Genomic DNA, 18,777 nt, shown 5'->3' on the forward strand with positions numbered 1-18,777 from the left:
CGAGAACCGCGGCACCTGGGCCGGGTCGTGGGGCATTCTGTTCGTTCAGCTACGAGCTTGCTCGTCCTGCGCTATTCCTAAGGTTTGCCGGCCGACCGAATCGGCCTGGACAGCCCGGATTTGCGGACTTCAGCGGTGCACAGAGTCCGGTTCTGTTGGCGGGGCAGCCCTATGTGAACTCCACGAGGGCTGCACGGTTGCCGAACTAAAATGCCGATCGTTGCCAGTTGCGAATGACTTCTTGGATTCACAACCTGCGGCAGATTAAGACGAACAATTTTCCACTCAGCCAGCCTCTGTTAGCACGCGCTTCGCATCCCAATTATATGCACCGTCCCAGTCCTGCTGCCGCCACCTTGCTCCCAGTGGGCGAATCCGGCGCCGGCCAAAGGCTGGATAACTTCCTGGCCCGCGTGCTCAAGGGGGTTCCCCGCAGCCATATCTACCGCATCGTGCGCTCTGGCGAGGTGCGGGTGAATGGGGCGCGGGCGGAAGTTTCGCAAAAACTCGCTGGTTCCGATCAGGTGCGCGTGCCCCCGGTGCGCATGGCGCAAGCCGCGCCCGCGGCCCCGGCGCGTCAGTACCCCATCCTGCACGAGGATGCCTGGCTGCTGGCCATCAACAAGCCGACGGGTGTGGCCGTGCATGGCGGTTCCGGCCTGAGTTTCGGCGTGATCGAATCCATGCGTGCCTCTCAGCAAGAGCGTTATCTCGAACTCGTGCACCGGCTTGACCGCGATACCTCCGGCGTGCTGCTGCTGGCCAAGAAGCGCAGCGCCCTCACCACCTTGCATGCCAGCTTGCGCGAGCGCGAGGCCGACAAACGCTATTTCGCCTTGGTGGTCGGGTTGTGGCAGGGCGATGCGGTGACGGTGAGCAAACCCCTGCACAAATATCTCACCCCCAGCGGCGAGCGCCGGGTGTGCATCGCCACGGCTGACGAAGGCCAGGCGGCGCGCAGCCAGTTCCGTCCGGTTCGGCGTTACCCCTGGTCTGCAGACATTGCCGCACAGACCGGTGTGGCGGGCCTGACCTTGATCGAGGCGCGCATCCATACCGGGCGCACGCACCAGATCCGGGTGCATCTGCAAAGCCAGGGCTACCCGGTGGCCGGTGATGAAAAATACGGCAACGAGGCGCTCAATCGCCTGCTGGCGCGTGGCGAGGTCGTGCCCGGCTTGCCGCGCAATGCCCGCATGTTCCTGCACGCAGCGCACCTGGCCCTATCCCACCCGCATAGCGGCGAGTCGCTGCTGCTCGAGGCCGACTGGCCGGATGAAGATGCGCGCTGGCTCGAGCGTCTGGGCCGGCTATGCCCAGCCGTTGGCAAGAACTGAAACCGTGATGCCCAACCCTTACAAGCTGCTGGTGTTCGACTGGGACGGGACCCTGATGGATTCCACCGCAGTCATCACCCAATCCATTCAGGCGGCATGCCGCGATCTCGGCTTGCCCGTGCCCAGCGATGTCGATGCCTCCTATGTCATCGGCCTCGGCCTGGGCGATGCGCTGCGCCATGCCGCCCCGACGCTGGACCCGCGTGACTACGACAAACTGTCGCAGGTCTACCGCCGGCATTATTTTGCGCACGATAACGATCTGACCTTGTTTCCCGGCGCGCTCGACATGCTGCTCGCGCTCAAGGCCGCAGGCCACAGTCTCGCCGTCGCGACCGGCAAGTCGCGCGTCGGGCTCGACCGCGCGCTGGATCACGCCGACCTGCGTGGCCTGTTCGACACCACGCGCACGGCTGACGAAACCGCATCCAAACCGCACCCGGCCATGCTGCTGGAAATCATGCAGGAACTGGATGACGCGCCAGGGAGCACCCTCATGATCGGCGACACCACGCACGACCTGCTCATGGCTCGCAACGCCGGCACTGCCGCCGTGGGCGTGGCCTATGGCGCACACGATGCGCAGCAGCTTGCCGACCTGCAGCCGGTATTCCTCGCCGATTCGGTGCCGGCGTTGCAGCGTTTTCTGCTGGGCGTCTGAGCCAGTTGCCGGCGCGAGTGACCAACCCCGCTGCTATCCTGCCAACCGCCCGGCGACACCTGCTTGACTACCTTGACAGCCTTTGCCTATGAACGACGCCAACTCCAACGACACCCCGCGAGAACCCGGCCTCGGCGAGCCGACTCGCAACGCGCCTCCCTCCTGGGAGCGCGGCGTGCTTGAAAAACTCGTGATGGAGGTCGTGAGCGAAAAGCGCCGCGCCCGGCGCTGGTCCATCTTCTTCCGCCTGGCCTTTCTCGGCTTGCTGCTCGCCATCTTTGTCGGCGGCTATCTGTCCGAGCGCGGGAGCGGCCCGGCCACCGGACCGCACACCGCACTGGTGGAGTTGAACGGCGACATATCGGCATCCTCCGTTGCCAGCGCCGACAACATCAACGCCTCGTTGCAAGACGCTTTCGACGACCCGGACACCAAGGCCGTGATTCTGCGCATCAACAGCCCCGGCGGCAGCCCGGTGCAGGCCAGCCAGATCAACGATCAGATCTGGCGCTTGCGTGCCAAGCACAAGAACATCCCCATCTATGCGGTGTGCGACGAGGTCTGCGCCTCGGCGGCTTACTACATCGCGGTGGCGACCAACAAGATTTACGTCAACCCGGCCAGCCTGGTGGGCTCGATCGGCGTGCTGATGGAGGGCTTCGGCCTTTCGGGCCTGCTGGACAAACTGGGCGTGACCCGCCGCCTGCTCGCTGCTGGCGACAACAAGGGCTTCATGGATCCGTTCTCGCCCATGCCCGAAAACCAGAAGGCTTATGCCCTGTCCATGCTGAAGCAGATCCACCAGCAGTTCATCGCCGCCGTGGAAAAAGGCCGTGGCAAGCGTCTGAAAATCAACGACCAGACCTTCTCGGGCCTGGTGTGGACGGGTGAGTCCGCCGTGCAGCAGGGTCTGGCCGATGGTTATGGCGACACCGACAGCGTGGCGCGCGACGTGGTGCACCAAAAGAACCTGGTGGACTACACGCGCCGCGAAAACGTGGTCGACCGCCTGGCCAAGCGCTTCGGCGCCTCCCTCGGCATGGGCGCTGCCCACGAAATGCTCAACAGCAGCACCTGGTCATTGCACTGAGGCGCGTAGCCTCCTCGGCTCAACCCGCCAGAAAACCGAATAGCGCCGGAACCTTCTCCGGCACCTGGCCGGGATCTTCGCGCCACTGCGCCACGCTGCGGGTACGCACGCGGGCGTCCGGTGCGGTCAGTTGGCTTGCGACGGTGAGCTTCGTTGCCGGTTGCAGCGTCTGGATCAGGGCCTGCAACAAAGCCGCGTTGCGATACGGCGTTTCGATGAACAGCTGGGTTTGGCGGCGCAGCGCGCTCTCACGTTCAAACATCTGGATTTGCTGCTTGCGCGCTTCGGCTTCCACTGGCAAATAACCATGAAACGCAAAGCGCTGGCCATCGAGCCCACTGGCCATGAGACCCAGCAGCAAACTGCTGGGTCCGACCAGAGGTACCACTTCGATGCCGAGGTCGTGCGCCGCCGCCACCACCAGTGCCCCGGGGTCGGCCACGCAGGGGGCGCCGGCTTCGGACATCAAGCCCATGTCCATGCCATCGAGTGCCGGATGCAGCAGAGCGCGAGCTGCGGCAGCGTCCAGCTTGGCATGTTTGGGCAGCACCGCCATGCCATGTTGTTGCAGTGGAATGCGTAGCGGCTGCACGGCGTTCACGGCACCGAGGAAGGCGCGCGCGGTCTTGGCGTTTTCCACGACCCAATGCTGCAGCACGGCAGCTGCGGCAATGCTGGCCTGAGGCAGGACGTCGGACAGCGGCGTCAGTGTGACTTCAGCAAGCGGCGTGGGAACCAGCAGCAAGCGGCCTTTGGGCTTGGACGGGGTTGGCATCAAGGTGCCGGCCGCAGCAGGGGGTAGCCACTGGAAAGCAGCATGTCGCACAAAGCGATGAGCGGCAGGCCGACCAGGGCGGTCGGGTCATCGCTGTGGATGGACTCCATCAGCGCGATGCCCAGCGCTTCGGACTTGGCGCTGCCGGCGCAGTCGTACGGTTGCTCGGCCAGTAAATAGGCCTCGATCTGCGCATCGGTCAGCGCACGCATGCGCACCGTGGTCGGGACTTCGCGCACTTGCACGCCGCCGTCTGGCGCCACCAGTGCCAGCGCGGTATGAAACACGGAGTTTCGACCGCGCAGCATTTGCAGTTGCCCAACGGCCGCGGCGTGATGTCCGGGCTTGCCCAGAATGCGGCCCTCGCAGGTGCAGACCTGGTCCGAGCCGATCACCCAGCTGCCTGGCGCGGCCGAAGCCACGGCCCTTGCCTTGGCTTCGGCGAGCCGCAGAGCCAGTGCAAGCGGTGCCTCGCCCGGCCGTGGTGTTTCATCCGTCTGTGGACTCTGCACCGTGAAGGGCAGGCGCAGGCGCTCAAGCAGTGCGCGCCGGTAAGCCGAAGTGGACGCCAAAACGAGAGGCGCTGGCAAACGAGAGTCGGCCTGCTTGGCTGATGACATCTTCAAGCCTTCTCGAAAAACCGACCTTCGATCCACGCACCGATCAGGATGCCGACGATGACGTAGAGCAGCGGCCAGTTTCCGACCCCCAGACCGGCAATTGCCGGGCCTGGACAGACACCGCTCAACCCCCAGCCCACGCCGAACAAGGCCGAGCCGACGATGGTGCGCGCATTCAGGTGCGATGGATGCACGCCCCAGCCCAGGCCGAACACCGGAGTGCGCATCAGTTTGGGGATGAGACGATAGGCCAGCATCACCGTGAGGGCAGCACCGCCCATCACCAGCAGCAGGCCCATGTTCTGCAACAGCAAGAACTGGAGGATGGCCTCGGGCTTGACCATGGTGGACCAGGCCAGGCCGAAGCCGAACAGACCACCGGCAAGTAACGCCGACAACAGCACGGGAACGGGGCGCACATGCTTCGTCATGTCAGAACCCCCCGAACGCGCGCACGATGTGCGCCGTGCCCACGGCAGTGACGAGGAAGGTGAGCACGGCCAAGAGCGAGGGCAGCTGCAACGATCCCAGGCCGCAGATGCCATGGCCCGAAGTGCAACCGCCGCCCATGCGCGCGCCGAAGCCGCCAACCACCCCGCCGGCCAGAAGTTGCCAGGCAGGTACATGGGTGACGAAACCCTCGCCATGGTTCACAGCGAAGGTGAAGACGACGGCACCCACAATCATGCCCAGGGCGTAGACCAGACGCCAGTTGCGGGTGATGACGAATTTGGGATGCTGGAAATGCGGCCATTTGCTGAAATACGACCACACGGCGCTATAGGTGGTACTGGCTCCACCGACGAAACCGGTCAAGAGGAACAGCAGGCTGACACCCAGGCCGATGGCAATGCCGCCTCCTAAAAAATGAACCCATCCTTGGGGAAACCATTGTGCAATCCAATCCATGTCCTCGCGTCCTCGAATTCAACGTTTTGCCCTTCCCACCAGGGATCGCAGCAGGTTTTTCAATCGGCCGCCACGTCTCCAATGCAAGGCTTGGATTGTCCAGTTTAGGAGTATTGCCGCGGCAAATGCGTAAGCGAAGGTATGCGCAACTACACTGATTCAATGATGGAAAACAAGCCCGATGAGCCCGTGGATCACCTCAGTCAATTGCCTGTGCTGCGCTTGAATTTGCACGAACTCGCGCGCGAACAGCGCACCGAGCAAGGACAGTTGGCCTTGCGTGACCTGACGCGTCTGCTTTCCGCCCTCGTTGCTGGACATGCGGCGGTTCAAACGGGTCAGGTGGACTGGCGTGTGCGCGGCTACACGCATGCACGACCCGGTGGGGACGTGCAGCCCATGATCGAGTTGAAGGTCTCCGCCGTATTGCCTCTGTTGTGCCAGCGCTGCTTGCAGCCAGCATTGCAACGGGTGCAGGACAAGGTGCTGTTCCGTTTGGTGGAGCAGGAGCCCGGACTCACGCAAGAGGAACTGGAAGCCGAGGACGAAGCACTGTGCGTGCGAGTGGCGGTCGACATACAAGCCATGGTGGAAGACCAGATGCTGCTCGCGCTACCGCTGGTGCCCATGCACGAGGTTTGCCCCCAGCCCATCGTGGTGGCAGGGCTGGAGGCCCAGCCGGTTGATTTACCCGCCCGCGCGTCGCCGTTCGCGGCCCTGGCCAGTCTCAAAAAGGGCAAATAGCCGTCCGGCCTCGGCGGCTGGACGTGTACAATCTTTCGATTTTTCGCACGGGGTAGCACCATGGCCGTACAGCAGAACAAGAAATCGCCGTCCAAGCGCGGCATGCATCGCTCGCACCAGCATCTGGAGCAACCGCCGGTTGCGGTCGAACCGACCACGGGTGAAGTGCATCTGCGTCACCACATCAGCCCGAACGGCTTTTACCGTGGGCGCCAGGTCGTCAAGACCAAGTCCGAAGCGTGAATGTTTGCCCGATCGCGGTTGCTTTGATGCAATCGTGTTTGCCCAGCGTACGCGCATTCGGTGCTGCCTGAACTGATCCGGCCGGCCCGAGCCGGCCTCGCCGGAGTTCGCGCTTCCTTTCCATTGCATGCAGCCCATGACCGCTAGTCTGGCCGTCGATGTAATGGGCGGCGACCACGGGCCGTCCGCCACCCTGCCTGCCTGCCGAGCTCTGCTCGACCTGCATCCGCAGAGCCGCGTTCTGCTGGTCGGTCAGCTCGAGGCCATGCAGGCCGGTCTGCGCCAGCATGGCCTGGCCGATCACCCACGCGCACAAGTGGTGCCGGCGACCGAAGTGGTCACGATGGATGATTCGGTCGAGGTGGCGCTGCGCCGCAAGAAAGACTCGTCCATGCGTCGCGCCCTCGAGTTGGTCAAGGATGGCTCGGCGCATGCCTGCGTGTCCTCGGGCAACACGGGTGCCCTCATGGCCGTGGCGCGTTATGTGCTCAAAACCTTGCCCGGCATCGACCGCCCGGCCATTGCCACTTATTTGCCCAATGCCCGGGGCACCGGCACCCTGATGCTGGACCTGGGCGCCAATGTGGATTGCGAGGCCGAGCATCTGTTGCAGTTCGCCGTCATGGGCACGGCATTCGCCTCAGCTGGCGGACATCCCAACCCGCGGGTGGGACTGCTGAACATTGGCGAGGAGGTCCTCAAGGGCAACGAGATGATCAAGCAGGCCGGCGAGTTGCTGCGCGGGGCGCATGCCGAGGGCCGCCTGAATTTCTTCGGCAATGTCGAAGGCAACGACATCTTCAAGGGCACGGCCGACATCGTGGTTTGCGATGGGTTCGTGGGGAATGTGGCACTCAAGGCCTCCGAAGGATTGGCACAGATGCTGACAGGCATGATTCGCGAGGAATTCACCCGCACGCCGCTGACCAAGCTCATGGCCTTCGCCGCCATGCCGGTGCTCAAACATTTCCGCAAACGGGTGGATCCTCGGCGCTACAACGGCGCCGCGCTGCTGGGTTTGCGCGGCTTGGTGGTGAAGAGCCACGGCTCGGCCGATGCGTTCTCGTTTCAACAAGCGCTGGAGCGAGCGCACGAGGCGGCGGTCTGGCAGGTGGTCCAGGAAATCGAGCGCATCGTGGCCGTGCTGCACACGCAGGCCACCGCGCCTGATCCGGCCGTTGCCCCATCCCTTCCAGACGAAGCTGCAGCTCCGGCGCAAACTTCACACCCGCAGATCATGGCGAACGGGCATTGAAGGGCAGCGGGCTGGGACCCGACGCGCTCATGGCCCGTGCAGTTCCCCAGTTTGCGTCCCTCCGATGATCGAATCACGGCACTTCTCATTTCCAAGAATCTGCACCTATGTCGCGCTATTCCCGCATCATCGGCACTGGCAGCCACCTGCCGCCGAATCGCGTCAGCAACGCGCAACTCGCTGCGCAACTGGCGCGTGACGGCGTCGAGACCAGCGATACCTGGATCGTCGAGCGCACCGGCATCCGCTTCCGCCATTTCGCCGACCCGGCAACCTCCAGCGTGGATCTGGGTGAGCAGGCGGCACGCCATGCGCTCGATGCCGCAGGACTGACGCCTGCCGACGTCGACCTGATCATCGTCGCCACCTCCACGCCGGACATGATTTTTCCGTCGAATGCGGCGCTCATCCAGGGTCGCCTCGGCGTGCCGGGTGGCGCGGCGTTCGACGTGCAAGCCGTGTGTGCCGGCTTTGTCTATGCCCTGGCTGTGGCCGACCAATTCGTGCGCGGCGGCATGGCCCGCCATGCCCTGGTCATCGGTACCGAAGTGTTTTCGCGAATTCTCGATTTCAAGGATCGCACCACCTGTGTGCTGTTTGGCGACGGTGCCGGCGCGGTCGTGCTGGCCGCCAGCGAGGAGCCTGGGCTGCTGGCGTCGGCCTTGCACGCCGATGGCCGCAAGGCCGGCATTCTGTGCACACCCGGCCGGGTTTCCGGGGGCGAAGTGGCGGGCCACCCCTATCTCAAGATGGACGGCCAGGCTGTGTTCAAGCAGGCCGTGCATGTGCTGGAAGATGTGGCACGCGAGGTGCTGACGAAGTCCGGCCGCACGCCGCAGGACATCGACTGGATGGTGCCGCATCAAGCCAATATCCGCATCATGTTGCACACGGCGAAAAAATTGGGGCTGCCTGCCGAAAAAGTGGTGCAGACCGTGGCGGAGCACGGCAACACCTCGGCGGCCTCCATCCCGCTGGCCTTGGACGTTGCCGTGCGTGCCGGCAGCATCCAGCGAGGCGACACCCTGTTGCTTGAAGCCGTGGGCGGTGGTTTGACCTGGGGCGCCGCGCTCCTGGATTACTGAGGAACTCGCCGCCAGGCGCTGGCCGTCTTGCACGCCAGCCCTGGCTGTGCCCCCTTGGCTGCATCAACCCGACACAACCCGATTGCCGATTCGCCACACCATTCATGAAACCCTTCGCTGTTGTTTTCCCCGGTCAAGGCTCCCAGGCCGTGGGCATGCTCGATGCATGTGCCGAGCATCCGGCGGTGCGCCAGACTCTGCAAGAGGCGAACGACGCGCTGCACCAGGACATGGCCGCGCTCATTGCACAAGGGCCCGCCGAGCAACTCAATCTCACCGCCAACACCCAGCCGGTCATGCTGACGGCCGGCATCGCCCTCTGGCGCTTGTGGCTGGCCGAGGGCGGTGCCATGCCACAGGCCATGGCGGGCCATAGTCTGGGCGAGTACACGGCGCTGGTCGCCGCTGGCTCACTGGCCTTTGCCGATGCCCTGCCCCTGGTGCGCTTTCGTGCCCAGGCGATGCAGGAGGCGGTTCCCGTGGGCAGTGGCGGCATGGCTGCTGTGCTGGGTCTGGACGATGCTGCGGTGCGCGAGGTCTGCAGCGACGCGACGTCGCAAAGCGGAGAAGTGGTGGAGGCGGTGAACTTCAACGCGCCCGGGCAGGTGGTCATTGCCGGCACCAAGGCGGCGGTCGATCTGGCCTGCACACTTTTGAAGTCGCGTGGCGCCAAGCGTGCGCTGCCGCTGGCGGTGTCGGCCCCTTTCCACAGCACCTTGCTCAAGCCGGCGGCGGATCGGCTTGCCGCATACCTGGAACAGGTGCCGGTCCGAAGTCCTGCAGTGCCCGTGGTGCATAACGTGGATGTGGCCCAGCACCTTGAGCCGCAGGCCATCCGCCAGGCGCTGGCGGCCCAGGCCAGCGGCGCTGTACGCTGGGTGGAATGTGTCCAGGCCCTGGCACTTGCAGGCTGCGCCGACATCGTGGAATGCGGGCCTGGCAAGGTGCTGGCCGGTCTGACACGCCGCATCGATCCCAATCTGGGCAGCCATGCCCTGACCGACGCAAGCAGCGCACACAGCATCAAGGAGGCTTTGGCATGACGACTCAACCATCCACTCTGGCCGGCCAGATTGCCTTGGTCACGGGCGCCACGCGCGGCATCGGCCAGGCGATCGCCGCCGAACTGCTGCGGCAGGGGGCTTATGTCGTCGGCACCGCCACCAGCGAAGCCGGCGCACAACGCATTGCCGAAGCGCTGGGGGCCGGTGGCGAGGGCGTGGTGCTCGATGTGAATGACGCCGAAGCTGGCGCAGCCTTGATCGACCGCCTGGTGCGCGACAAGGGCGGCCTGCATGTTTTGGTCAACAACGCCGGCATCACCCGCGATACCCTGGCTTTGCGCATGAAGGACGACGACTGGGCTGCGGTCATCGACACCAATCTCAGTTCCGTATTCCGCCTGTCGCGCGCCGCCATCCGGCCGATGATGAAACAGCGTGCCGGACGGATCATCAGCATCACTTCGGTGGTGGGCGCATCGGGCAATCCGGGTCAGGCCAACTATGCCGCCGCCAAGGCTGGCGTCGCTGGCATGACCCGCGCCCTGGCGCAGGAACTGGGAAGCCGCAACATCACCGTCAACTGTGTGGCGCCCGGCTTCATCGACACCGATATGACGCGCGGATTGGGCGCGGCTGCTTCGCAGGCCCTGCTGGCGCGCATTCCGCTGGGCCGGCTCGGTCAACCCGAAGACATCGCCCATGCGGTAGGCTTCCTGGCCAGCCCGCTTGCCGGTTACATCACGGGTGCCGAGTTGCACGTGAATGGCGGTATGTACATGATTTGAATCCCTGGATGCCGTCATCCGGATTGCTAGAATTCGATTGCCTTTTTTCTGGAGAATTACATGAGTGATATTGAACAGCGCGTCAAAAAAATTATTGCCGAGCAACTCGGGGTGGCTGAAGATCAGGTCACGAATGAGAAATCCTTCGTCAACGACCTGGGCGCTGACTCGCTCGACACCGTGGAACTCGTGATGGCGCTGGAAGATGAATTCGGCATCGAGATCCCCGATGAAGACGCCGAAAAAATCACCACCGTGCAATTAGCCGTTGACTACGCCAAGCAACACCACAAAGCCTGAGCAGTCCGTTCGACTCGGCGTTCTGCCGTACCCGTCGCGGCTGGCTCTTGCGTTTGCTTGCGAGTCGCACCGAAATTTGAGGCCTAAATTCGCGGCCTGAGCTTTCACGGCTGTGCAGCCGCCACGGCTGCCAGCACTTCCGATTCCTGATTCCGCCTTGCGACCCCTTTCCCCATGAGTCTGCGTCGACGTATCGCCATTACCGGCCTGGGCGCCATCTCTCCAATTGGCAACACGGTTGAAGTCGCCTGGGGCAATCTGGTTGCCGGCAAGTCCGGCATCGGGCGCATCACCAAGTTCGACGCCTCGACGTTCTCGGCGCAAATCGCCGGCGAGGTGCGCGACTTCGACGTCGGCACCTACATCCCGGTGAAGGAAGCGCGCCATATGGACACCTTCATCCACTATGGCGTGGCGGCCTCCATGCAGGCCGTGCGCGACAGCGGCTTGGTCGATGCCGGCCTGGACCCCGAGCGTGTCGGCGTCTTGGTGGGCTCGGGTATCGGCGGTCTGCCCATGATCGAGCAGACTCACCAAGATTTCATCGACCGAGGCGCGCGGCGCATTTCGCCGTTTTTCGTCCCGGCTTCCATCATCAACATGATTTCCGGCCATGTGTCCATCGAATATGGATTCAGGGGCCCCAATCTTTCCGTGGTCACGGCCTGCACCACCGGCTTGCATGCCATCGGCCTGGCCGCACGACTCATCGAGGGTGGCGATGCCGATGCCATGGTGGCGGGCGGCTCCGAAGCCACCGTCTGTCCCTTGGGAATCGGCGGCTTCGCTTCGGCCCGGGCTCTGTCCACGCGCAATGACGACCCCACCGCGGCCAGCCGCCCCTGGGACAAAGACCGTGACGGTTTCGTCCTCGGTGAGGGCGCCGGCGTCATGGTGCTCGAAGCCTGGGAACACGCCACCCAGCGCGGCGCCAAGATCTATGCCGAGCTCGTCGGCTTCGGCATGAGCGGCGATGCGCACCACATCACTGCGCCCAATGTCGACGGGCCGCGCCAATGCATGTTGGCCGCCATGCGCAATGCCGAGATTGCCGTGGATCAGGTGCAATACCTCAACGCGCATGGCACATCCACTCCGCTTGGCGACAAGAACGAGACCGATGCCATCAAGGCAGCGTTCGGCGTCCATGCCCACAAGCTCGTGGTCAATTCCACCAAGTCGATGACCGGGCACTTGCTGGGTGGCGCTGGTGGTTTGGAGTCGTTGTTCACAGTCTTGGCACTGCACCACCAAATCTCACCACCCACCATCAACTTGCAGACGCCGGATCCAGACTGCGACCTGGACTACTGCGCCAACACGGCACGCCAGATGCCGATCGAATACGCGCTCAAGAACAACTTCGGCTTCGGCGGAACCAACGGCTCGCTCGTCTTCCGCCGCGTCTGATTCCGGCCAAGCTCCGCCATGAAGGCTACAGCACAATTTCAGCTCCATGTGGAGCGCTTCGCCCGCTGGCATGCACTGCTCACTGGGTTCGATCTCGCTGTCGCGCTGGCCGCTGTCTGGAATGTCTGGCAATGGCGTGGGCATAGTGAGGTTGGAGTCATGGGCGGCTTGTCCCTGGCAGTATTCCTTCTGGTGCTGGCGGCCCAATTTCCCTACTGGAAAACGCGTGCGTTCACCTTGGTACACGGCGCCAGCGGCTGGAAATTGCTGCAAGGTAGCCAGCAGCGGGATCTTGCCGAAGTTCGAGGCTTGAGCCTGCCCGGCCAACTCCTGGTGTTGGGGATGAGCGCGCAGGGTCGTGTGGTGCTTCCCGTGTCATCCGACATTTCCCCGACTGCCTGGCGAGAGCTACGGACCCGGCTGGCGTTGTGACAGCTCTCGTGGAGCCGACGCCCGATCAGTTGCTGGTCCAGCGAGTTCAGGCTGGCGACCAGAAAGCCTTCGAGTTGCTGGTGGCCAAATACCAGCGCCGCATTTTCCGGCTCATCTCACGCTTCATCCGCGACTCGGCCTTGGCCGAAGATGTGTCGCAAGAGACCTTTCTGCGCGCCTACCGCGCCATCGGCCAGTTCCGTGGCGACAGCCAGTTCTACACCTGGCTTTATCGCATTGCCGTCAATACGGCGAAGAAAGCCATTGCCGACAGCGCGCGCGACCCCGTCATCCGCGAGTCATCCACCATTTCTGACGATGGCGAAACTTTTGTTTCCGGCGAGCAACTAAGCGACATGGAAACCCCGGAAGCCGTGTTGGCGAGCCGGGAAATTGCCAGAACAGTCAATGCTGCCATGGATGCCTTGCCGGAAGATTTGCGCACAGCCATCGCCTTGCGCGAAATCGAAGGCCTGAGTTACGAGGATATTGCGCAGGCCATGAGTTGCCCGGTCGGCACCGTGCGCTCGCGCATTTTCCGGGCGCGCGAGGCCATTGCCAGGCAGCTTCGCCCTTTGCTGGGCACCAAATCAGGCGAGCGTTGGTGAGGCATGAGCAGCCACGCCATATCTGGAGTGATGTGATGGAGTCATCGGACATGAATGAAGCTGCGATGCAAGCGCGCATATCCGCGCTGATGGATGGGGAGACGGGTGCGGATGAGCACGCGCCAGGCGCAGGACGGCACGACGCTGCTTGGCGCGCATTAGCGGCCGACGCCGAGGCGCGACAGGCTTGGCTGCAATACCACCAGATTGGCGATTTGCTGCGCTCCTCCGAACTCGCGCCACTGCAGCGGGAGCAGGTCTTTCTGCAGCGTTTTTCCGAGCGGCTGCGTCAGGAGCCGGTGCAATTCTCCCCAGCTGCCCAGGCTCTTGCGCAACAGCCCAAGCGACCGCGCGCGCGCTGGGCGGCGGCGGGCGCAGCCGTTGCGAGTGTGGCGGCTGTGGCCTTGGTGACCTTCTCGTCCTTGCCATCCTTGCCCATCCGGCAGCCTGCGCAGATGATGGCCGCGCAAGCGCCCGTCGGATTGCCGGGACAAGCGGCTGCGCCGCGGCACATCGCGCTGCATGCGCAGCCTGGGCAAATCCCGGTCGTCGACAAGATGGGGGGCCAGATGCCCGCCATCTGGGCGCAATATCTGATGGCCCATCAACAACTGGCCGGGAGCGTGCTGCCCTATACCCTAGCCGGCATTCATGAAGCGGATTTCCGTGTGGCCCTTGCGCATTAAGCCGATGGCGCGCTTCTCGCGAGGTTTCTCGCGAGCCCGGATGCGATGCGCCGCGGCGTGCTGCGCGCTGTGGCTGATCCCCGCCATCGCCTCGGCCACTGCCAGGCAAGACCTTGCGGCAGGCGCTGGAACCCAGGCCGCGGCGCTGCCGCTCAATCCTGCGCAAAAGGGCGACGCTGCAACCTCGGCGAGCGGCTCGCACCCCAAGCCCCAGCATCAGGAAGCCTCCTTGCAATCCTGGTTGCAGCGCGTCAGCCAGGCAGCGAAGGACCGCAATTACTCGGGCGTTTTCGTGGTGCAATCCGGCGGCCGCATCGTGACTTCAACGATCGACCACTATGTGGTGCATGGCAACACCCTTGAGCGTGTGGAAACCCTCGACGGCCAACGCCGCATCCTGGTGTGCCACAACGCCGAGACTCGGACGATTTTGCCCGATGCCCGCCTGATCGTGGTCGAGGATCACCACACCGACTACAGTTTTCCCCGCATGCTGAAGACGCCGCATGCGGACTATGCAACGCACTACAAACTCAAACAAGAGGGACATGAGCGCTGCGCCGGCTATGTCTGCGACGTCACGCGCATCATCCCGCGGGACGATTTGCGTTACGGCTACCGGCTTTGGACCGAGCAGAGATCGGGCCTGCTGGTGAAGGCGCAAACACTGAATGATCAGGGCAAGGTACTCGACCAGGTGGCGTTTACCCAACTCGACCTCAACCCCAAGCCCAGGCCCGACTTGGTTTCCAAGGCACTGCAAGGCACCTCTGGCTATCAAATCGAGCATATGCGTGCCAGCCTGAGCACGCCCCAGGCGCAAGGCTGGGGCTTGAGTCAACCGATTCCCGGCTTCGAGTCCGTGGGCATCTACAAGCGCCGTCTCATGCTGCACGGCAAGCCGGCAGAGGTCACGCAGTGGCTGTTCAGTGACGGCTTGGCTTCTGTTTCGCTGTTTGCCGGCCCCAGCGCAGATTCGCAGCAGGCGGGTGCCAGCCTGCACATGGGCGATACCAACGCGCTGCTCGCTCGCAAGGGTGCATGGTCGGTCATTGTGATCGGCGCGGTTCCGGCAAAAACCCTTCAGCTTTTTGCCGATTCGCTGAAGCAACTTCACTGAGAGACGGCTTCATTCACAATAGGTTGCATTTTGACGCATGGTATATGCTGTGCGCTCGGTTATCCACCTGCACCTACTTGTGATGGAGTCTTTTGTGGACACACGTTTCACCGCTGTTGCCTTTGCCGTTGCCCTGAGTCTCGGCATGCTTGCCCCCATCGGCGCCACGGCTGTTGCCGCCCCGGTCGCTGCAGCGAACTGCCCGGGCACGTGTGGCCTGCCGGACTTCACGGGGCTGGTCGAAAAGGTCGGCCCCTCCGTCGTCAACATCCGCACCTTCAAAAAGGTCTCGGCAGACCAGGGGCCGCAGATGGATGAGCAGACGCGTGAATTCCTGCGCCGCTTCTTCGGTGTTCCCGTGCCGCCCACTGCGCCTCCCGGCGGCGGTTCCGCGCCGAAGGGCGAGGGCGAAGAAAAACCCACCGGCGTGGGTTCGGGCTTCATTCTGAGTGCCGACGGCTATGTGATGACGAACGCCCACGTGGTGGATGGTGCCGATGAGATCATGGTCACACTCACCGACAAGCGCGAGTTCAAGGCGAAGCTGATCGGCGCTGACAAGCGCACCGATGTGGCGGTGGTGAAGATCGACGCCAAGAATCTGCCCGCTGTGAGCATCGGCGACTCGAAGAGGATCAAGGTCGGTGAATGGGTGGTGGCCATCGGTTCGCCGTTCGGCTTGGAGAACACCGTGACCGCCGGCATCGTCAGCGCCAAGGGGCGCGACACCGGCGACTACACCCCCTTCATCCAGACCGATGTCGCCGTGAATCCGGGCAATTCGGGTGGGCCGCTGATCAATATGCAGGGTCAGGTCATCGGCATCAACTCACAGATCTACAGCCGCACCGGTGGCTTCATGGGCATCTCCTTCGCCATTCCGATCGACGAGGCGATCCGCGTGGTCGATCAACTCAAAACCACAGGCTTTGTCGTGCGCGGCAAGATCGGCGTGGCGATCGACAGCGTCAGCCGCGAACTCGCCGAGTCCATCGGCCTGGGCAAACCCATAGGCGCGCTGGTGCGCAGTGTGGAAGCGGGCGGCGCAGCCGACAAGGCAGGGGCTCAGGCGGGCGACATCATCACCAGGTTCGACGGTAAAACCATCGAGCGCGCAACCGACCTGCCCCGCATCGTCGGCGAGGTCAAACCCGGTACCCGTGTGCCGATGCAGGTGTTCCGTCGCGGTGCCGAGCGCACCCTGCAAGTGACCGTGAGCGAGTGGGCCAAGGAAACAAAAACGGCCAGCGAGAAACCCACGCCCGCCCCGAAGTCGGGCGCCGAGAAGAGCCCCATCGGCGTGGCAGCGGTTGATCTGAACGACGCGCAGAAGAAGGAGTTGGGCGTGAAGTCTGGCGTGTTGGTCGAGGCCGTGCAAGCTTCGGCCGAACGTGACGGCTTGCGTGTGGGCGATGTGGTGACGACGATGAACAATGTCGAAATCACCAGCGCCAAGCAGTTCAGGGATCTGGCGGCCACCTTGCCCGCCGGCAAACCGGTTGCGCTGCTGGTGCGTCGTGGCGATGCGGCGCAATTCATTCTGATTCGGCCCAAGGCAATCGGGGAATGATTGTTGATGTCCATTTCATTTTTTCTTGATTTTCAGCTAATTTTTTCAGAAATATAGATTTTATAATCTATCTAGTCGTGTAGCCCCAAGATTCGATACAAATTTCACCAGGAATGGCCCGATCTTCGCCTGGCCGGAGCATCCGCCGCGCTTAAAATAGAGGCCCAACAAGCAGTTGCCAAACAGTTTTTGTTGGTAGGCGCGACCTGAAGCCGCGCCTTTTTTTTGGCCTGCTCCACCCCGCAAACCCCAGTGGTCCGCGAGCCTTGCTGCCCTTTGTTTCGGTCGCTGGGGCGCAGGGCCCACCCGAGCGCAGGCCGTCTGCGAGTCGAACCGAGAGCGCATGCAACTGATCCGCAATTTTTCCATCATTGCCCATATTGACCACGGCAAGTCGACCCTTGCAGACCGGCTGATTCAGCGTTGCGGCGGCTTGTCCGACCGCGAAATGGATAACCAGGTGCTCGATTCCATGGACCTGGAGCGCGAGCGCGGCATCACCATCAAGGCGCAGACCGCGGCCCTGTCCTACAAGGCGCGCGACGGTCAGACCTACCGGCTCAACCTCATCGACACGCCTGGGCATGTGGACTTCAGCTATGAGGTCAGTCGCTCGCTGTCGGCCTGCGAGGGCGCGCTGCTGGTGGTGGATGCCAGCCAGGGCGTGGAAGCGCAGACCGTGGCCAACTGCTACACCGCGATCGAACTGGGCGTGGAAGTGGTGCCCGTGCTCAACAAGATGGATTTGCCGCAGGCAGACCCGGAAGGTGCGCGCCGGGAGATCGAAGAAGTGATCGGCATCGACGCCTCCGATGCCTTGCTGGCCAGCGCCAAGACCGGCATGGGCATCGACGACATCCTGGAAGCCGTCATTGCCCGCATACCGGCGCCGAAGGGCGACCCAGACGCGCCGCTCAAGGCGCTGGTGATCGACTCCTGGTACGACAGTTATGTCGGCGTGGTGATGCTGGTGCGCGTGGTCGACGGTGTGCTCAAGTTGCGCGACAAAATCCAGCTCATGGCCACCGGCGCGCAGTATCAATGCGAACAACTTGGCGTGTTCACGCCCAAGTCATTGGCGCGTCAGCAGTTGGGGGCGGGCGAGGTGGGCTTCATCATCGCCGCCATCAAGGAGCTCAAGGGCGCGCGCGTGGGCGACACCGTCACCCTGGCACAGCGTCCGGCCGCAGCCGCGCTGCCGGGCTTCAAGGAGGTCCAGCCGCAGGTGTTCGCCGGCTTGTTCCCGGTGGAGTCGAACCAGTACGAGGCGCTGCGCGACGCGCTGGAAAAGTTGCAGCTCAACGATGCCGCGCTGCAGTTCGAGCCGGAGGTCTCGTCGGCGCTGGGCTTCGGTTTCCGCTGCGGATTCCTCGGGCTGCTGCACATGGACATCGTGCAGGAGCGCCTGGAGCGCGAGTACGACATGGATCTCATCACCACCGCGCCTTCGGTGGTCTACAAGGTGCAGTTGCGCGACGGCACGGAGCTGACCGTGGATAACCCGTCGCGCATGCCCGAGGTTGGGCGCATCGAGCAGATCCTCGAGCCCATCGTGACCGTCAAGTTGTTCATGCCGCAAGACTATGTGGGTCCGGTCATGACGCTGTGCAACGTCAAACGTGGCGCACAGAAAAACATGGCCTACATGGGCCGCCAGGTACAACTCACCTACGAGATGCCGTTGGCCGAAATCGTGCTCGACTTTTTCGACAAGCTCAAATCCATCTCGCGCGGTTATGCGTCGATGGATTACCACTTTCTCGAATATCGCGCCGCCGACGTGGTGAAGGTCGATATCCTGATCAACGGCGAGCGGGTCGACGCCCTCTCGCTCATCGTGCACCGCGCCCAAAGCCAGTACCGCGGGCGCGAGGTCACGGCAAAAATGCGCGAGCTCATTCCGCGCCAGATGTTCGACGTGGCCCTGCAGGCGTCCATCGGGGCGAACATCATTGCGCGTGAGACAATCAAAGCCCTGCGCAAGAACGTGCTGGCCAAGTGCTATGGCGGCGATATTTCGCGCAAACGCAAACTGCTGGAAAAACAAAAAGCCGGCAAAAAACGCATGAAACAAATCGGCACTGTCGAAGTCCCTCAGGAAGCGTTTCTGGCCATTCTCAAAGTCGAAAACTAAAGCACACAC

Annotated in this window: 21 protein-coding genes; 17 read left to right on the forward strand and 4 right to left on the reverse strand. The window is 63.3% G+C overall.

The genetic code is table 11. The annotated features are described in order from the left end of the window. The first annotated feature begins 326 nt into the window (after nucleotides 1-326). The 3 genes from ACYCUK_RS08715 to ACYCUK_RS08725 all read left to right on the forward strand — a co-directional run bounded on the left by ACYCUK_RS08715 (nucleotide 327) and on the right by ACYCUK_RS08725 (nucleotide 3,088). Nucleotides 327-1,337, forward strand: a complete 1,011-nt coding sequence (locus tag ACYCUK_RS08715; protein ID WP_461594400.1) for an RluA family pseudouridine synthase — start codon at nucleotides 327-329, stop codon at nucleotides 1,335-1,337. Between the two features lie 4 nt (nucleotides 1,338-1,341). Next, nucleotides 1,342-1,998, forward strand: a complete 657-nt coding sequence (locus ACYCUK_RS08720; RefSeq protein WP_461594401.1) for an HAD family hydrolase — start codon at nucleotides 1,342-1,344, stop codon at nucleotides 1,996-1,998. A gap of 88 nt (nucleotides 1,999-2,086) precedes the next feature. Further along, on the forward strand, nucleotides 2,087-3,088 hold the full coding sequence (locus ACYCUK_RS08725; RefSeq protein ID WP_461594402.1) for a S49 family peptidase: 1,002 nt from the start codon (nucleotides 2,087-2,089) through the stop codon (nucleotides 3,086-3,088). Between the two features lie 19 nt (nucleotides 3,089-3,107). On the opposite strand, the gene ACYCUK_RS08730 is transcribed toward ACYCUK_RS08725, so the two are convergent. From ACYCUK_RS08730 to ACYCUK_RS08745, 4 genes are read right to left on the reverse strand one after another with little or no spacing between them, the layout of a single operon-like run. After that, nucleotides 3,108-3,863, reverse strand: a complete 756-nt coding sequence (locus ACYCUK_RS08730; RefSeq protein ID WP_461594403.1) for an SAM-dependent methyltransferase — start codon at nucleotides 3,861-3,863, stop codon at nucleotides 3,108-3,110. Then, nucleotides 3,863-4,483: a Maf family nucleotide pyrophosphatase gene (locus tag ACYCUK_RS08735; protein ID WP_461594404.1), complete on the reverse strand. Its 621-nt coding sequence runs from the start codon at nucleotides 4,481-4,483 to the stop codon at nucleotides 3,863-3,865. Before ACYCUK_RS08735 ends, ACYCUK_RS08730 begins: the two co-directional genes overlap by 1 nt. 2 nt (nucleotides 4,484-4,485) lie before the next feature. Further along, nucleotides 4,486-4,914: a DUF6691 family protein gene (locus ACYCUK_RS08740; RefSeq protein ID WP_233224439.1), complete on the reverse strand. Its 429-nt coding sequence runs from the start codon at nucleotides 4,912-4,914 to the stop codon at nucleotides 4,486-4,488. A gap of 1 nt (nucleotide 4,915) precedes the next feature. After that, nucleotides 4,916-5,392 carry a YeeE/YedE family protein gene (locus ACYCUK_RS08745; protein WP_461594405.1) on the reverse strand — a complete coding sequence of 159 codons (477 nt, stop codon included), beginning with the start codon at nucleotides 5,390-5,392 and terminating at the stop codon, nucleotides 4,916-4,918. A gap of 165 nt (nucleotides 5,393-5,557) precedes the next feature. On the opposite strand from ACYCUK_RS08745, the gene ACYCUK_RS08750 reads away from it, so the two are divergent. The 14 genes from ACYCUK_RS08750 to lepA all read left to right on the forward strand — a co-directional run bounded on the left by ACYCUK_RS08750 (nucleotide 5,558) and on the right by lepA (nucleotide 18,768). Then, the gene (locus ACYCUK_RS08750) at nucleotides 5,558-6,136 is read left to right on the forward strand and encodes a YceD family protein (protein WP_461594406.1); all 579 of its coding nucleotides are present in this window, start codon (nucleotides 5,558-5,560) and stop codon (nucleotides 6,134-6,136) included. A gap of 60 nt (nucleotides 6,137-6,196) precedes the next feature. Further along, nucleotides 6,197-6,379 carry a 50S ribosomal protein L32 gene (rpmF, locus tag ACYCUK_RS08755; protein ID WP_112485663.1) on the forward strand — a complete coding sequence of 61 codons (183 nt, stop codon included), beginning with the start codon at nucleotides 6,197-6,199 and terminating at the stop codon, nucleotides 6,377-6,379. A 136-nt stretch (nucleotides 6,380-6,515) separates the two neighbouring features. Further along, nucleotides 6,516-7,634 carry a phosphate acyltransferase PlsX gene (plsX, locus tag ACYCUK_RS08760; RefSeq protein WP_461594407.1) on the forward strand — a complete coding sequence of 373 codons (1,119 nt, stop codon included), beginning with the start codon at nucleotides 6,516-6,518 and terminating at the stop codon, nucleotides 7,632-7,634. A gap of 107 nt (nucleotides 7,635-7,741) precedes the next feature. Further along, on the forward strand, nucleotides 7,742-8,719 hold the full coding sequence (locus ACYCUK_RS08765) for a beta-ketoacyl-ACP synthase III (protein ID WP_461594408.1): 978 nt from the start codon (nucleotides 7,742-7,744) through the stop codon (nucleotides 8,717-8,719). Between the two features lie 104 nt (nucleotides 8,720-8,823). Next, nucleotides 8,824-9,762: an ACP S-malonyltransferase gene (fabD, locus tag ACYCUK_RS08770; RefSeq protein WP_461594409.1), complete on the forward strand. Its 939-nt coding sequence runs from the start codon at nucleotides 8,824-8,826 to the stop codon at nucleotides 9,760-9,762. Next, nucleotides 9,759-10,508, forward strand: coding sequence for a 3-oxoacyl-ACP reductase FabG (gene fabG / locus ACYCUK_RS08775; protein WP_461594410.1), 750 nt, complete (start codon nucleotides 9,759-9,761; stop codon nucleotides 10,506-10,508). The genes fabD and fabG overlap by 4 nt, the downstream gene beginning before the upstream one ends. Nucleotides 10,509-10,568: 60 nt before the next feature. Then, entirely contained in the window at nucleotides 10,569-10,808 is a 240-nt protein-coding gene (acpP, locus tag ACYCUK_RS08780; protein ID WP_031407857.1) for an acyl carrier protein, read from the forward strand. A 174-nt stretch (nucleotides 10,809-10,982) separates the two neighbouring features. Next, the gene (gene fabF, locus ACYCUK_RS08785; protein ID WP_461594411.1) at nucleotides 10,983-12,218 is read left to right on the forward strand and encodes a beta-ketoacyl-ACP synthase II; all 1,236 of its coding nucleotides are present in this window, start codon (nucleotides 10,983-10,985) and stop codon (nucleotides 12,216-12,218) included. 18 nt (nucleotides 12,219-12,236) lie between these two features. Continuing rightward, entirely contained in the window at nucleotides 12,237-12,650 is a 414-nt protein-coding gene (locus ACYCUK_RS08790; RefSeq protein WP_461594412.1) for a hypothetical protein, read from the forward strand. Beyond that, nucleotides 12,647-13,258, forward strand: coding sequence for an RNA polymerase sigma factor RpoE (gene rpoE / locus ACYCUK_RS08795; RefSeq protein WP_112485669.1), 612 nt, complete (start codon nucleotides 12,647-12,649; stop codon nucleotides 13,256-13,258). The genes ACYCUK_RS08790 and rpoE overlap by 4 nt, the downstream gene beginning before the upstream one ends. Before the next feature lie 35 nt (nucleotides 13,259-13,293). Further along, on the forward strand, nucleotides 13,294-13,944 hold the full coding sequence (locus ACYCUK_RS08800) for an RseA family anti-sigma factor (RefSeq protein WP_461594413.1): 651 nt from the start codon (nucleotides 13,294-13,296) through the stop codon (nucleotides 13,942-13,944). 40 nt (nucleotides 13,945-13,984) lie between these two features. Further along, nucleotides 13,985-15,064 (forward strand): MucB/RseB C-terminal domain-containing protein, encoded by a 1,080-nt coding sequence (locus tag ACYCUK_RS08805; RefSeq protein WP_461594414.1) that lies wholly within the window; start codon nucleotides 13,985-13,987, stop codon nucleotides 15,062-15,064. Nucleotides 15,065-15,146: 82 nt separating this feature from the next. After that, entirely contained in the window at nucleotides 15,147-16,634 is a 1,488-nt protein-coding gene (locus ACYCUK_RS08810; RefSeq protein WP_461594415.1) for a Do family serine endopeptidase, read from the forward strand. Nucleotides 16,635-16,977: 343 nt separating this feature from the next. Beyond that, a complete protein-coding gene (gene lepA, locus ACYCUK_RS08815; RefSeq protein ID WP_461594416.1) occupies nucleotides 16,978-18,768 on the forward strand; it encodes a translation elongation factor 4 in 1,791 nt (596 codons plus the stop codon). The last annotated feature ends 9 nt before the right edge of the window (nucleotides 18,769-18,777 follow it).

This window comes from Thiomonas sp. (assembly GCF_054608695.1).